This is a genomic window from Actinoplanes sp. NPDC019969 (assembly GCF_055562375.1).
Genome location: NZ_JBVHFK010000001.1, coordinates 878,197 through 892,060, shown reverse-complemented (window position 1 = coordinate 892,060; position 13,864 = coordinate 878,197). Strand labels below are relative to the sequence as shown.

General features: G+C 70.3%; 13 protein-coding genes, 1 tRNA gene and 1 pseudogene. 5 read left to right on the top strand and 10 right to left on the bottom strand.

The annotated features are described in order from the left end of the window. Positions 1–5: 5 nt before the first annotated feature. Complete coding sequence (locus ACZ3II_RS04255) at positions 6–1,052, top strand: ABC transporter ATP-binding protein (RefSeq protein WP_465516608.1); 1,047 nt, start codon at positions 6–8, stop codon at positions 1,050–1,052. Positions 1,053–1,105: 53 nt separating this feature from the next. On the opposite strand, the gene ACZ3II_RS04250 is transcribed toward ACZ3II_RS04255, so the two are convergent. From ACZ3II_RS04250 to ACZ3II_RS04220, 7 genes and pseudogenes are all read right to left on the bottom strand, one after another. Then, positions 1,106–2,458, bottom strand: a complete 1,353-nt coding sequence (locus ACZ3II_RS04250) for a calcium-binding protein (RefSeq protein ID WP_465516147.1) — start codon at positions 2,456–2,458, stop codon at positions 1,106–1,108. A gap of 28 nt (positions 2,459–2,486) precedes the next feature. Next, the gene (locus ACZ3II_RS04245; protein WP_465516146.1) at positions 2,487–4,049 is read right to left on the bottom strand and encodes a beta-N-acetylhexosaminidase; all 1,563 of its coding nucleotides are present in this window, start codon (positions 4,047–4,049) and stop codon (positions 2,487–2,489) included. A 40-nt stretch (positions 4,050–4,089) separates the two neighbouring features. Continuing rightward, positions 4,090–4,941: a calcium-binding protein gene (locus ACZ3II_RS04240; protein ID WP_465516145.1), complete on the bottom strand. Its 852-nt coding sequence runs from the start codon at positions 4,939–4,941 to the stop codon at positions 4,090–4,092. A 56-nt stretch (positions 4,942–4,997) separates the two neighbouring features. Beyond that, positions 4,998–5,234 (bottom strand): annotated as a pseudogene (locus ACZ3II_RS04235) (hypothetical protein); the annotation flags it as partial. 8 nt (positions 5,235–5,242) lie between these two features. Then, complete coding sequence (locus ACZ3II_RS04230; RefSeq protein ID WP_465516144.1) at positions 5,243–5,881, bottom strand: HNH endonuclease family protein; 639 nt, start codon at positions 5,879–5,881, stop codon at positions 5,243–5,245. 22 nt (positions 5,882–5,903) lie between these two features. Continuing rightward, the gene (leuA, locus tag ACZ3II_RS04225) at positions 5,904–7,625 is read right to left on the bottom strand and encodes a 2-isopropylmalate synthase (RefSeq protein WP_465516143.1); all 1,722 of its coding nucleotides are present in this window, start codon (positions 7,623–7,625) and stop codon (positions 5,904–5,906) included. A gap of 155 nt (positions 7,626–7,780) precedes the next feature. Then, positions 7,781–8,575 carry a hypothetical protein gene (locus ACZ3II_RS04220; RefSeq protein WP_465516142.1) on the bottom strand — a complete coding sequence of 265 codons (795 nt, stop codon included), beginning with the start codon at positions 8,573–8,575 and terminating at the stop codon, positions 7,781–7,783. A 162-nt stretch (positions 8,576–8,737) separates the two neighbouring features. Between ACZ3II_RS04220 and ACZ3II_RS04215 the strand changes: the two genes are divergently transcribed. Further along, entirely contained in the window at positions 8,738–10,003 is a 1,266-nt protein-coding gene (locus ACZ3II_RS04215) for an aspartate kinase (RefSeq protein WP_465516141.1), read from the top strand. 8 nt (positions 10,004–10,011) lie between these two features. Then, entirely contained in the window at positions 10,012–11,076 is a 1,065-nt protein-coding gene (locus tag ACZ3II_RS04210) for an aspartate-semialdehyde dehydrogenase (RefSeq protein WP_465516140.1), read from the top strand. 71 nt (positions 11,077–11,147) lie between these two features. Here the strand turns inward: ACZ3II_RS04210 and pyrE are convergent, their stop codons facing one another. Next, entirely contained in the window at positions 11,148–11,675 is a 528-nt protein-coding gene (gene pyrE / locus ACZ3II_RS04205) for an orotate phosphoribosyltransferase (RefSeq protein WP_465516139.1), read from the bottom strand. A 150-nt stretch (positions 11,676–11,825) separates the two neighbouring features. Between pyrE and ACZ3II_RS04200 the strand changes: the two genes are divergently transcribed. Further along, complete coding sequence (locus ACZ3II_RS04200; RefSeq protein ID WP_043533053.1) at positions 11,826–12,095, top strand: hypothetical protein; 270 nt, start codon at positions 11,826–11,828, stop codon at positions 12,093–12,095. A 172-nt stretch (positions 12,096–12,267) separates the two neighbouring features. Here ACZ3II_RS04200 and ACZ3II_RS04195 read toward each other — a convergent pair. Together ACZ3II_RS04195 and ACZ3II_RS04190 are read right to left on the bottom strand one after the other, a co-directional pair. After that, positions 12,268–12,344, bottom strand: a tRNA-Pro gene (locus tag ACZ3II_RS04195). A gap of 74 nt (positions 12,345–12,418) precedes the next feature. Then, a complete protein-coding gene (locus ACZ3II_RS04190; protein WP_465516138.1) occupies positions 12,419–13,312 on the bottom strand; it encodes a metallophosphoesterase in 894 nt (297 codons plus the stop codon). A gap of 25 nt (positions 13,313–13,337) precedes the next feature. Here ACZ3II_RS04190 and ACZ3II_RS04185 point away from each other — a divergent pair, with 25 nt between their 5' ends. Continuing rightward, complete coding sequence (locus ACZ3II_RS04185) at positions 13,338–13,790, top strand: GatB/YqeY domain-containing protein (protein WP_465516137.1); 453 nt, start codon at positions 13,338–13,340, stop codon at positions 13,788–13,790. Positions 13,791–13,864: the final 74 nt, after the last annotated feature.

Here is a 13,864-nt window from a genome sequence, read left to right as displayed (position 1 = left end):
GTGATGTGAAGAAGGCCGCCGAGCCCCTGCTGTCGGTCCGTGGTCTGGAGAAGCACTTCCCGATCACCAAGGGCCTGCTCAAGCGGAAGGTCGGCGCGGTCAAGGCGGTCGACGGCATCGACTTCGACGTGCTCAAGGGCGAGACGCTGGGCCTGGTGGGCGAGTCCGGTTGTGGCAAGTCCACCACCGGCCGGCTGCTGACCCGTCTGCTCGAGCCGACCGGCGGGTCGATGAACTACAAGGGCCAGGACATCGCCCACCTCAGCCAGGGCAAGCTGCGCCCGCTGCGGCGGGACATGCAGATGATCTTCCAGGACCCGTACGGTTCGCTGAACCCGCGGCACACCATCGGCGCGATCGTCGGGGCCCCGTTCCGGATCCAGAAGGTCAAGACCGAGCAGGGCATCAAGCGCGAGGTGCAGGACCTGCTCAAGCTGGTCGGCCTGAACCCGGAGCACTACAACCGCTACCCGCACGAGTTCTCCGGCGGTCAGCGGCAGCGCATCGGCATCGCGCGGACCCTCGCGCTGCGGCCGAAGCTGATCGTCGCCGACGAGCCGGTGTCGGCGCTCGACGTGTCGATCCAGGCGCAGGTGGTCAACCTGCTCGAGGACCTGCAGAACGAGCTGGACCTGACGTACGTGTTCATCGCGCACGACCTGTCCGTGGTGCGGCACATCTCCGACCGGGTCGCCGTGATGTACCTGGGCAAGATCGTGGAGATCGCCGACCGCGAGGAGCTGTACGCGAACGCGCGTCACCCGTACACCGTCGCTCTGATGTCCGCCGTGCCGGTGCCGGACCCGAGCCGCCGCGACCGTACCCAGCGCGGCCGTGTGCTGCTCAACGGCGACGTGCCGAGCCCGATCAACCCGCCGTCGGGTTGCCGGTTCCGGACCCGCTGCTGGAAGGCGCAGGACATCTGCGCCACCGAGGAGCCGCCGCTGATGCAGCGCCTCGACGACCCGGGCTCGCACCTGACCGCCTGCCACTTCCCGGTGGCCGAGGACGAGACGGTGGCCGGCCGCCGCCCGGCGGTCACGAAAGCCTGAGACGACGAACAACGATGGGGCCGGGTGACCGGCCCCATCGTTGTTTCCGGGGTTCAGTACTCGCAGTTCACCAGGTGGTCCGCGCCGGCTCCGACGCAGTTGTCGCCGGTCGCTGTCGCGTTCGCGCCGCCGTCGAGCCAGTCGAACTCGTCGGAGTAGGCCGCGAAGAGGTAGTCGTCGCCGGCCCCGCCGTACAGCCGGTTCCTGCCGTAGAAGTCCTCCAGCCGGTCGTTGCCGGCGTTGCCGATCAGAATGTCGTCACCGGCCGAGCCGTCGAGCCCGTTCGCGGCGGCGTTGCCGATGAGCCGGTCCGCGCCGCTGCCACCGTGCACGTTCTCCACGTCGGCGCCGACGGTGTCGCGCTCGCCGGCCTCCCCGTCGTCGCCGGTGGCCCCGTCCAGGTCCACGGTGACCGGCCTGGTCCGGTCGGCGTAGTTGGCGGTGTCCATGCCCGGCCCGCCGAGCAGCAGGTCCGCGCCGTCCCCGCCGTAGAGGGTGTCGTTCCCCGGGCCGCCGGCGATCCGGTTGTCGCCGCCGAGGTCGACGAGTTCGTCGTTGCCGCCCTGGCCGAGCAGGGTATCGTTGCCCAGGCCGCCCTGCAGGGAGTCGTCGGCCGCGGTGCCGCCCAGCCAGTCGCTGCCCATGCCGCCCCAGATCTCCTCGAGGCCGGTGAGGGTGTCGCGTTCGCCGGACCGTCCGTCGTCGCCTTTGACGTTGTCGGAGTCCGCGGCGATCGGGGCGCGGCGGTTGCTGTAGTCCACCAGGTCCCGGCCCGCGCCACCGGAGATGAGGTCGGCGTCGCCGCCGGTGCTGTCCTGGCCCTGGAAGAAGTAGTCGTTGCCGGCGCCGCCGTACTGCTGGTCGTTGCCGCCGTCGTCGAGGATCCGGTCGTTGCCCACGTCCCCGGAGAGCAGGTCGTTGTCCCAGCTGCCCTGCAGCGTGTCGTCGCCGGCCGCGCCGAGGATCCGGTCCGCGCCCACGCCGCCGTCCAGGTAGTCGCCGCGCGGGCCACCGGCCAGGTAGTCGTTGCCGTCGCCGCCGGAGGCGGTGAGCGCCGCGTCGGCCCGGTGGGCCAGGGAGTCGTTCCGATCGCCGAGGGAGACGGTCACCCGGACCGGTGCGGTACGGGTGGCGCAGTACACCTTCGTCGCGTCGCCGGCGGCGGCCCGGCAGCCGGCGCCCGCCCGGACAGTCGTCCGGTCGTCGATGGTGACCGTGTTGCCGGACCGGGTGATCACGACCGCGTTGACCTGGCCGCCGGCGGCCACGAAGCGGATCTTGTTGGTTTCGTACACCGACGCGACGCCGGTGCCGGCGGCTTGAGCGGGCGCCGCCACGGCACCCAGCGCGCCGACCGTGGTCAATATGGTGATCCCGGCTGTGGCCAGCCGGAGAGGGGGTGTCATGTGATGATCGTAAATGCCTTCCGCTCGTTCAGGACCAGCGGATCTGCGTGGATCGGTGGAACCGGACGCCCTGATGGGTCCAGCGTGGACCGTAGGCGCCGAGCCGGGCGCGGAACGACTCCCAGTCGTGTGTGGACCGCGGTGACCACGCCAGCTCGGCGGCCGCCGGCAGGCGAGGGAAGGCCATGAACTCGATGTCGGCGGACGAGCGCAGCGTCTCCGACCACAGCGGCGCCTCGACCCCGAGGATCTTCTCTTCCGGTACGCCGGACAGCAGCCGCCCGGGATCCCAGTCATAGGCGTCGCGCACCTCGGTGTGCCCGGCCCAGGCCAGCCCCAGCGGGGTCAGCAGGTCGTACCGCTGGTCCAGGTAGACCCGGTCGGCGGGGGAGAGCACCACCCGCGCGCCGTCGGCGACCGACGTGGCCACGGCCGGATGGCGGCTCTCCTGGCCCCAGAACTGGATCACCGCCCCGGTCTGCGCGGCGGCCGGCGACTGGGCGATCTCGTGCCAGCCGTACGGGATCTTGCCGTGCTTGCGGACCAGCGGCAGCACCCGCTTCTGGAAGATCAGATAACTGCCGTGCGGGGTCGACATCGCCTCGTCACCGCCGATGTGCAGGTACGGCCCGGGCGTCATCTCGGACAATTCGCGGATCACGTCCTCGACGAACCGGTAGGTGATCTCCTCGCGGACACAGAGCGAGCTGTAGCCGACCCGCATGTCGGTCCGTGGCCGCGGCGCCGTCCGGTCGCAGGTGAGTTCGGGGTAGGCGACCTGGGCGGCGTTGACGTGGCCGGGCATGTCGATCTCGGGGACGATCGTGACGAACCGGTCGGCGGCGTACCGGACGATCGCCCGGTAGTCGTCCTTGGTCAGGAAGCCGCCGCCCTTACCGCCGACCCCGGTGCCCGGGCCGCCGCCGGCGAGGGTCAGGCGCGGCCAGGAGTCGATCTGGATGCGCCAGCCCTGGTCGTCACTCAGGTGCAGATGCAGGTGGTTGATCTTGAAGCGGCTGATCTGATCGATGTAACGGCGGATCTCGGCGGGCTCGTGGAAGTGGCGGGCCAGGTCGAGCATCGCGCCTCGGTAGGCGTACCGCGGAAAGTCGTTGATCTCACCGCCGGGAAGCACCCACCGCACCCGCCGCGGGGTCGTCGAGTCGATCTCCGGGGGCAGCAGCTGGCGCAGGGTCTGCACGCCGGCGAAGAGACCGGCCGGCTGCGCGGCCCGCACCGTGACGCCGCCGGACCGGATGTCCAGCCGGTAGCCCTCGTCCGGCCCACCCGGCTCCAGGACCAGGGCGATCGTCTCCGCACCGGTGGTGGCGACGATCGGCAGCGCAAAGCCGGTGGCGGGCCGGAGTGCCTCCGCGAGCCGGGCGGCCACCGGTGTCGCGGCGCCGGAAGCGGTGATCGTGGTGCGGTCGGTGAGCCGGAAACCGTCACCGGGCGCCGGTATCGCCTCGGCGACCGCCGGGATGACATCGGAGAGTGTGATCGCGCCGCCGGGCGGCGAACCGGTCGAAGCGGTGGCGGTGACCAGAGGCAGGGCCACCACCAGGGACACGGCCAAGCGGGAGAGACGCACCCGCCCGACCGTACCCAGTGATCACCAGTCGGCCCGGCGATCAGCTCTCGCAGGAGTAGAGGATGTCCACGTCGCTCGTGCACTTGTCAGTGCCCTCACCGCCGCTGAGCAGGTCCTCCTCCATCAGATTGGGCGCGCCGTAGGGCTCCTCGCCCTGCAGGAAGTCGTCGCCGGCGGCGCCGTAGAGCTTGTCGCGACCGATGTGACCGTCCATGGCGTCGTCGCCGGGACCGCCGATGATCACGTCGTCCTCGGCGTAACCGACCCCCATGTCGTCGCCGGCTCCCAGGTCGAGGAGGTCGTTGCCGCCCCAGCCGTAGGCCCGGTCGTCGCCGTCGTCGCCGTACAGCCGGTCGACGCCGTCGCTGCCGTCGATGTAGTCGTCGCCGGCCCCGGCGTGCACGGTGTTGTCGCCGGTGCCGGTCTGGATCGCGTCGTTGCCGGCACCGGCGTAGATGACGTCGTTGCCGAGGTCACCGGAGAGTCTGTCGGCGGCCGGGCCACCCCCGATCGCGTCGTTGCCGGCACCGCCGTTGGCGACCAGCACCAGGCTGGTCTTGTTGGTGATGATGTCGGCGCCGTCGTAGGTGTACGCGACGATCCGGCGCTGCGCCGGCGCCGCCGTGACCGAGCAGCGCACCACGGTGCTGTCGCCGCGGACCGCCGTGCAGCCCGCCCCGGCCTTGATCGGGACGACGTCGTCGATGATCACGACGTTGGCGCCGGAGCTGAGGACGACGCGGTTGGCCTTGCCGGAGGCCGCCCAGAAATTGACCGTGGCGCCGTTGGAGACCGCGGCGCCGATCGTCGCGGCCTGGGCCGGACCCGCGAGGACCGCGGCTCCGGCGATGCCGGTGAGCAGGGAAAGGCCGATGGTGAGAGGACGAGACATGATCGTGGTTTCCCCCGAATCCACTGCGGATGGTCCGCGCAGTGTAGAGGAGGACATCAATCCTCGGGACGGTGCAGCAGGGCGGCCGCGACGGCGTGCACCGCGGCGAGATCGGCGGAGTCGGCCAGCTTCGCCCGGGCGCCGGTCACCGTGTACCACTCGTCGGCGTCCTTGTACTGCACCCGGACCACGGCCTCGCCGTCGACCAGCTCGGTCCGCAGGGTGAGGTCGCCGGTGACGACCCCGACCTCGTCGGTCATCACGCCGCCCGGCCCGGGCACGATGTCGGTGGTGTCGCTCATCAGCAGGTCCCCAGCATCTCGGTGAGAGCTTCCTTCTCCTTCTGCGTGATGCTGAGTTTCCAGTAGCTCTTCACCTCAATCCAATCCTTGGCGTACGTGCACCAGGCATCCTTGGCCTTCGGCTTCCAGGTGGACGGGTCCTGGTCGCCCTTCGACCGGTTCGACGAGGCGGACACGGCCAGCAGCTGCGGCCGGTCGAGGTCGTTGGCGAAGTCGCCGCGCTTCTGGGTGGTCCACTCGTCGGCGCCGGACCGCCAGGCGTTGGCCAGCGGCACCATGTGATCGATGTCGACCTTGGTGGGCGAGTTCAGGACCTCGCCGTCGTAGAGACTGGTCCAGGTGCCGGCGACGACGTTGCAACCGGAGAACTTGACCTTGTCACCGTCCCGCTTCAGGACCGTGTCACGGACGTCGCAGTTCTCGCCGGTGTCCCGCCAGTGCGGGAACTTCTCCCGGCTGTAACCCTTCATGGTGCCTTCGGCGGCGACGGTCAGGGAGTCGAGACTCGCCCCTCCTCCGGTCGAGGAGGAGGGAGGATTGCCGGGGTCGCCAGTGGTGGCGACCTCACAGCCGGAGAGGGCGAACAGAACGGCTACGGCGAGGACTGAGCTACGTGGGGCCACGTAGCCCAGTCTCATACCGGATCTTGGTGGGCGCCAATCAGGAGGCGCGGTTCACCGCACTTGTCACCGCTTTGATCGACGCGCTGACGATGTTGGCGTCGATCCCGACACCCCACACCGCGACGTCGCCGACCTCGACCTCCACATAGGCGGCCGCCTGCGCGTCACCGCCGGAGGTCAGGGCGTGCTCGTTGTAGTCCAGCACCCGCGCCCGGATCCCCAGCGGGGCGATGGCCTGCACGAACGCGTCGATCGGGCCGTTACCGACGCCGGTGACCCGCTTCCGCTCGCCGCCGTGCGTCACCTGCGCCTCGATCTCGACCTTGCCGTCCACCGTGGCGGTGGCGTAGCTCTCCAGCCGGATAGCCGGCGCGGCCTGGTGGTCGACCAGGTACTCGGTGGCGAAGTGGTCCCACATCTGCTGCGGGCCGACCTCGCCGCCGTCGGCGTCGGTGTGCTGCTGCACCACGCCGGAGAACTCGATCTGCAGCCGCCGCGGCAGATCCAGCTTGTGCTCCTCCTTCATGATGTACGCCACGCCACCCTTGCCGGACTGCGAGTTGACCCGGATGACCGCCTCGTACGTGCGGCCCACGTCCTTCGGGTCGATGGGCAGGTACGGCACGCCCCAGGTGAACTCGTCGATCGGGGTGCCGGCGGCGTCCGCGTCGGCCTCCAGGGCGGTGAAGCCCTTCTTGATCGCGTCCTGGTGCGAACCGGAGAACGCGGTGTAGACCAGGTCGCCCGCGTACGGGTGCCGCTCGTGCACCGGCAGCTGGTTGCAGTACTCCACGGTCCGCTTGATCTCGTCGATCTGCGAGAAGTCGATCTGCGGGTCGACGCCCTGGGAGAACAGGTTCAGCCCCAGGGTGACCAGGTCGACGTTGCCGGTCCGCTCGCCGTTGCCGAACAGGCACCCCTCGATCCGGTCCGCGCCGGCCAGCAGGCCCAGCTCGGCGGCCGCCACCCCGGTGCCCCGGTCGTTGTGCGGGTGCAGGCTCAGGATCACGCTGTCCCGGCGCGGCAGGTTGCGGTGCATCCACTCGATGGAGTCGGCGTACACGTTCGGCGTGGCCATCTCGACGGTGGCCGGCAGGTTGATGATCAGCGGCCGGTCCGGGGTCGGGTCGATCACGTCGATCACGGCCGAGCAGATCTCCAGCGCGTACTCCAGCTCGGTGCCGGTGTACGACTCCGGCGAGTACTCGTAGAAGATCTCGGTGTCCGGGGTGTGGATCTCCGCGTACTTCTGGCAGAGCCGCGCGCCGGTCGTCGCGATGTCGGTGATGCCGTCCTTGTCCAGGCCGAACACCACCCGCCGCTGCAGCGTCGAGGTCGAGTTGTAGAAGTGCACGATCGCGCGCTTGGCGCCCCGGATCGACTCGAACGTCCGGTCGATCAGATGCTCCCGGCACTGCACCAGCACCTGGATCGTGACGTCGTCCGGGATCAGGTCCTGCTCGATCAGTTGGCGTACGAAATCGAAGTCGGTCTGGCTCGCCGCCGGGAAACCGACCTCGATCTCCTTGTAGCCCATCTTCACCAGCAGCATGAACATCCGCCGCTTGCGTTCGGGTGACATCGGGTCGATCAGCGCCTGATTACCGTCCCGCAGGTCGACAGCGCACCAGCGCGGCGCCTTCTCGGTCACGTTGCCGGGCCACTGCCGGTCCGGCAGGGAGATCGAGAACTGTTTCTGGTACGCCTCGTAGCGCTGGAACGGCATCGGGCTGGGCTGCTGAGAACCGAAAACGGACATGTGTGACTGCTCCAGTCAGGAAGAAGACGAGCAGGCGGCGCGCGTCACCTCCGCGACGAGGTGCCGGCCTGGGATTAGGCCTCGTCGCGGCAACGAAGGAGAAGGTTCACCAGCCACATGTCGCCAGTCACGTTACGTCAAGGGGATGAGATCGGCTATCCGTTCGCCCGGATCGTGGGAACGCTGCCACTCGGCGTGACCGGCTGCGCGCCGGCGCTGATCCCCATCGGCTGCCCCGCCACCTCCGGGCCCGGCAACGCCAGCGTGGCCGGGCCGGCGAACTGACTGACCAGCTTCAGCACGCCGAAGTCGACCCGGGCCGCGGTCAGCAGGCCGTCCGGGGCATAGCAGTAGATGCCCACGTCCACCGGCGGATCCAGCGACGCGGTCACCGAGTCGACGGCGTAACAGGCGCCCTGCGCGCCCGCCAGCGCCGGAACCGCGGTGACCGCGGTGACCGCCAGAGCGGACCGGCGGTCGGTGAAGATCGGCAGCCACTGGCGGAACAGGCGCTGGACGCGGGGGTCGTACCGGCTGGGCACCTTGTCACCGCCCTCGGCCACCCGGACACACGTCGGGCTCACCGGCTGCGCCGGGGTGGCCAGCGTGCACTGATAGAGGCCGGTGGGCACCCGGACGATCGACACGCCGGCCGAACCGCCGAGCGCGCCGCCCGGGATGTCGACGCGCCACGTGCCGTCCTGGGCCACCGCCGCGACCACCTCCCGCGGGGTGCCGCGCCCGTCGTCCAGGGTGTAGCGGGCGGCGTACCGCCGGTCCAGGGCGAGCGCGGCCAGGCCGGCCAGCTCGTCCCGGGCGGCGGGCTCGGGGGCGGCGACGGACGGCGTCGCGGACGGCGAGGCGGGGGTGGCCTCCGGCGTACCGCTGTCGCCACAGCCGGTCAGCCCGACCGTCAGCAGCGCGACGGTCAACGCGGAGGGAATGCGCATCGCGACATTCTCGCCCCATACCGTGCGATGCTTCCCGGTACGGCCCTCCGGTGACACCGGCGTGTCGCGCCGCGCCGGCCGGATTCTGGGATCGCCTGTCGAGGCCGCGCCGAGGCGCGGCTAGGGTGGGAGCGATTGCCGAGCTCGAAGGAATGATTCGTCGTGGCGCTTGTGGTGCAGAAGTACGGTGGCTCGTCCGTCGCGAACGCTGAACGCATCAAGCGGGTGGCGGAGCGCATCGTGGCCGCCCGCAAGGCCGGTGACGACGTCGTGGTCGTCGTCTCCGCGATGGGTGACACCACCGACGAGCTGCTCGACCTCGCCAACCAGGTCAGCCCGCTCCCGCCGGGCCGTGAGCTGGACATGCTGCTCACCGCCGGCGAGCGGATCTCGATGGCGCTGCTGGCCATGGCGATCCACAACCTGGGTTACGAGGCCCGGTCCTACACCGGCTCGCAGGCCGGCGTGCTGACCACCTCGGTGCACGGCAAGGCGCGGATCATCGACGTGACCCCCGGCCGCCTGCGGACCGCGCTCGACGAGGGCGCCATCGCCATCGTCGCCGGTTTCCAGGGTGTGTCGCAGGACACCAAGGACATCACCACGCTGGGCCGTGGCGGCTCGGACACCACGGCGGTCGCGCTCGCCGCGGCGCTGCACGCCGACGTCTGCGAGATCTACACCGACGTGGACGGCGTCTTCACCGCCGACCCGCGGATCGTCCCGGACGCCAAGCACATCAAGAAGATCACGTACGAGGAGATGCTCGACCTCGCCGCCGGCGGGGCGAAGGTGCTGATGTTGCGATGCGTGGAGTACGCGCGGCGCTTCAATGTGCCGATCCACGTACGCTCTTCGTACTCGAACAAAGAAGGCACGCTCGTCACCGGCTCGATGGAGGACCCTGACGTGGAGAACGCACTGATCACCGGGGTCGCGCACGAGCGCAGCGACGCGAAGATCACGATCGTCGGCGTGCCCGACGAGCCCGGCGCGGCCGGCCGCATCTTCGAGACCGTCGCCAAGGCCGAGATCAACATCGACATGATCGTGCAGAACGTGTCGACCGAGGGCACCGGCCGCACCGACATCTCGTTCACGCTGCCGAAGGCCGACGGCCAGACCGCGATGAACGCGCTCGACAAGATCAAGGACCAGGTCAAGTTCAAGGGCCTGCTCTTCGACGACCACATCGGCAAGGTCTCGCTGGTCGGCGCCGGCATGCGCTCGCACCCGGGCGTGGCCGCCGAGTTCTTCGCCACCATCGGCGCGGCCGGCGTCAACATCGAGATGATCTCCACCTCGGAGATCCGGGTCTCGGTCGTCTGCCGGGACACCGACCTCGACACCGCGGTGCGTGCCGTGCACGCCGCGTTCGAGCTCGGCAGTAACGAGGAAGCCGTCGTCTACGGCGGTACCGGCCGGTAACCCCAGCGATGGCGCAGCCCACGCTCGCCGTCGTCGGAGCCACCGGCTCCGTCGGTTCCGTCATGCTCGAGTTGCTCTCGTCCCGGCGCAACGTCTGGGGCGAGATCCGGCTCATCGCGTCCGCCCGTTCCGCCGGCAAGGTGCTCACCTGCCGCGGGGAGAGCCTGGAGGTCCGCGAGCTCAGCGCCGAGGCGTTCGACGGCGTCGACGTGGCGATGTTCGACGTGCCCGACGCGGTGTCCGAGGAGTGGGCGCCGATCGCGGTGGCCCGCGGCGTCACCGTGGTGGACAACTCGTCCGCCTTCCGGATGCGGCCCGACGTGCCGCTGGTGGTGCCCGAGGTCAACCGCGAGGACCTGGCGCACCGGCCGGCCGGCATCGTCGCCAGCGCCAACTGCACCACCGCCGCGATGATCGTCGCGGTGGCGCCCCTGCACCGGGAGTACGGGCTCCGCGAACTCGTCCTCGCCTCCTACCAGGCCGCGTCCGGCGCCGGGCAGGTCGGCGTGGACACCCTGCACGACCAGCTCAGCAAGGTCGCCGGGGACCGCTCGCTCGGGTCCCGGCCGGGCAACGTGCGGCAGGCCGTCGGCGACGACCTCGGGCCGTTCCCGGCGCCGCTCGCGCTCAACGTCGTGCCCTGGTCGGGGGATCTCGCGGACGCCGGCTGGTCCTCCGAGGAGCTCAAGCTCCGCAACGAGTCCCGCAAGATCCTGGCCGTGCCGGCCCTGAAGGTCTCCGCCACCTGCGTACGGGTCCCGGTCGTCACCGGCCACTCCATCGCCGTGCACGCGGTCTTCGCGTCCGAGGTGACCGCTGACGGGGCCCGGCAGGCGCTGCGCAACGCCCCCGGCGTGATCCTTGTCGACGATCCGGAGGCCGGCGAGTTCCCGATGCCGATCGACGCGGTCGGCACCGACCCGTCCTGGGTGGGCCGCATCCGCCGGGCCATGGACGACCCGCGCGCCCTGTCGTTCTTCGTGACCGGCGACAACATGCGCAAGGGCGCCGCCCTCAACACCGTCCAGATCGCCGAGCTGCTGGCCGCCGAGATCGCCAAACGCACCGCCTGAAACCCCGGCTGGTCCTCAGTGCTGTCTCGCGGGCGTGGAGACAGCACTGACGACCAGCCGGGTCTTGACTGTCAGGCAACGGCGTCGAGCTCGGCGCGGGTCAGCAGCGCCCGCAGGGTGATGCCCTCGGCGGCCAGGGCCTGCGCCCCGCCCTCCTGCCGGTCGATGACGCAGACCGCGTGGTCCACGTGCGCGCCCAGCTTGCGCAGGTCGTTGGTGGAGATGACGACCTGGCCGCCGGAGGTGACGACGTCCTCGACGATCAGGACGCGACGGCCGGCCACCTCGGCGCCCTCGGCCAGGCGGGCGGTGCCGTACTGCTTGGCCTGCTTGCGGACGAAGGCGGTCGGCAGGCCGGCGTGCCGGGCCAGGGCGGTGACGACGGCGATGCCGCCCATCTCCAGGCCGGCGAGGACCTCGATGCCCTCGGGGATCAGCACGGCCAGGCGCTCGGCGAGCTTGTCCAGCAGGACCGGGTCGGCCTCGAACTGGTACTTGTCGAAGTATTCGGTGGCGGTGCGTCCGGAACGGAGCGTGAACTCTCCGGTCAGGCGGCTCACGGTGCGGACCTGGCGGGCGAGGTCGATGGAGTCTGTCACAAGGTCCCAGCTTGTCAGGTGGCCCGAACCGGCCGTACGGCACCCCTCACGGTCACCCGTTGGCGTACTTGATCTCCGCCTTAGCGCAAAGTATGCCTGTTTAGGGTAATTTTCGCCTAATTAGTGGCTTGCGCCCGGAAGGATAGTTCTGTGACACCCTTCGCGATGCTCTTCCTGCTCGCCCTCGCCGGATCGTCGTGCTTCGCCCTCGGTCGTGCCTTCGGCCGCGGCGAACGCTACGAACGTGGTTACCGCGAGGGCTTCCGCGACGGCGAGACCGGCTCCCTCGCCCGCGCGACCCGGCTCATGCAGCTCACCGAGCGCCCGTCGATCGCGCCGGCGGTCGAGTCGATGCTCGGACCCTATGCGGTGCCGCAGCAGATGGCCCCGCGAACGGTCGGCCCGCAGCTGGCCCTCTGAGCGCATCCGCTCGCGCTGAGGCTGCCACGGGGGCCTCAGTGCGAGAGCCGCCCGCGCGAAACGAAGTGCGGAAGCCGCCCGCGCGAAACGAAGCGGCGGACGCCGCCCGCGTCAACAAAGCGCAAACGAGTGAAGGCCGGATCTTCGTTTCCGAAGATCCGGCCTTCATGCATGGTCGGGGTGGCGGGATTTGAACCCACGGCCTCTACGTCCCGAACGTAGCGCGCTACCAAACTGCGCCACACCCCGTCGCTGCGAGATAAATACTAGCGGAGCCCCGGAGGGCCCCGCCAACGGGTATCCCCAAATCGTAAAACTGCAGGTCAGCGCGGAATTAGGGTGAGCAACGAGGCCTCCGGACGGCACGCGAACCGGATCGGCGCGGTCGGGTGGGTGCCCAGTCCGGCGGACACGTGCAGCCACGCGTCCGAGCCGGGCCAGCGGTGCAGGCCCTTGGCCATCGAGGTGGGCAGGTCGCAGTTGGTGGTGAGGGCGCCGACGAACGGCACGCAGACCTGGCCGCCGTGGGTGTGCCCGGCCAGCAGCAGGGCGAAGCCGTCGGCGGCCATCGCGTCGAGCACCCGGGACGCGGGCGTGTGGGTGACGCCGAGGTGCAGGTCGGCGCCGGCGCTGATCGGGCCGGCCACGGACGGGTAGTCGTCCCGGTCGACGTGCGGGTCGTCGACGCCGGCCATCTCGATGGACCGGCCGCCGGCCTTGACGACGGTGCGGGCGTTGTTGAGATCGGCCCAGCCCGCGTCGGTCAGGGCCGCCCGGAGGTCTTCGGTGGGCAGGTCGACGCCCTGCACGTACTCCCGGTCGGGCATCAAATACTGCAGGGGGTTCTTGAAGACCGGGCCGCGGTAGTCGTTGGAGCCGAAGACGAACGCGCCGGGAACACCGAGCAGCGGGTCGAGGGCGCGCAGCACGCCGGGGACGGCCTCCGGGTCGGACAGGTTGTCGCCGGTGACCACGACCAGGTCGGGGTCGGTGCCGCCGAGCGCTGCCACCCAGTCCTGCTTGCGCCGCTGGCCGGGCATCATGTGCAGGTCGGAGAGGTGCAGGATGCGCAGCGGCTCGGAGTCCGGCTCGAGCACCGGCACATCGAAGCGCCGGAGGGTGAACATGTTCCGCTCGACGAGTGACGCATAGGCGAGCGTCGCGCCGCCGAGGGCGGTCAGAGTGGCGGCGGCCGAAATAAGGGAGCGCTTACGCATGCCCGCAAGGGTAGTTTCTCCGTCCATGGGAACGTTGAAAGACCGCCTGAACGATGACCTGCACACCGCCATGAAGGCCCGGGACGAACTGATCACGTCGACGCTGCGGATGGCGCTGTCCGCGGTGCGGACCGCCGAGGTCGCCGGGGACGAGGCCCGCGACCTGTCCGACGACGAGGTGCTGGCGGTGCTCACCAAGGAGGCGAAGAAGCGCCGGGAGGCGGCGACCGCCTTCGCCGGTGCGGGTCGCGCGGACCAGGCGGCCAAGGAGACGGCCGAGGGCGAGGTCCTGGACCGCTACCTGCCGAAGCAGCTCACCGACGCGGAGATCAGCGAGATCGTCGGGGAGGCGCTCGCGGCCGGCGGCTTCACGGGCAAGGCGCAGATGGGCCCGGCGATGAAGGCGGCCCAGGCCGCGGTGGCGGGGCGTGCGGAGGGCGGCCGTGTGGCGGCCGAGGTGCGGCGCCGGCTGGCCTGAGGTCAAAACCCTTGGGTGGTACGGGAAACGGCCGGGAGAGTGGATCTCCCGGCCGTTTCGTGTCCCCTGGCTAG

What these genes read in the sequence shown, in the direction of transcription:
- ACZ3II_RS04185 (WP_465516137.1), top strand. Translation starts at nt 13,338, where the DNA reads ATGGGAACGTTGAAAGACCGCCTGAACGATGACCTGCACACCGCCATG.
- ACZ3II_RS04250 (WP_465516147.1), bottom strand. Translation starts at nt 2,458, where the DNA reads ATGACACCCCCTCTCCGGCTGGCCACAGCCGGGATCACCATATTGACC.
- leuA (WP_465516143.1), bottom strand. Translation starts at nt 7,625, where the DNA reads ATGTCCGTTTTCGGTTCTCAGCAGCCCAGCCCGATGCCGTTCCAGCGC.
- ACZ3II_RS04190 (WP_465516138.1), bottom strand. Translation starts at nt 13,312, where the DNA reads ATGCGTAAGCGCTCCCTTATTTCGGCCGCCGCCACTCTGACCGCCCTC.
- ACZ3II_RS04240 (WP_465516145.1), bottom strand. Translation starts at nt 4,941, where the DNA reads ATGTCTCGTCCTCTCACCATCGGCCTTTCCCTGCTCACCGGCATCGCC.
- ACZ3II_RS04210 (WP_465516140.1), top strand. Translation starts at nt 10,012, where the DNA reads ATGGCGCAGCCCACGCTCGCCGTCGTCGGAGCCACCGGCTCCGTCGGT.
- ACZ3II_RS04230 (WP_465516144.1), bottom strand. Translation starts at nt 5,881, where the DNA reads ATGAGACTGGGCTACGTGGCCCCACGTAGCTCAGTCCTCGCCGTAGCC.
- ACZ3II_RS04220 (WP_465516142.1), bottom strand. Translation starts at nt 8,575, where the DNA reads ATGCGCATTCCCTCCGCGTTGACCGTCGCGCTGCTGACGGTCGGGCTG.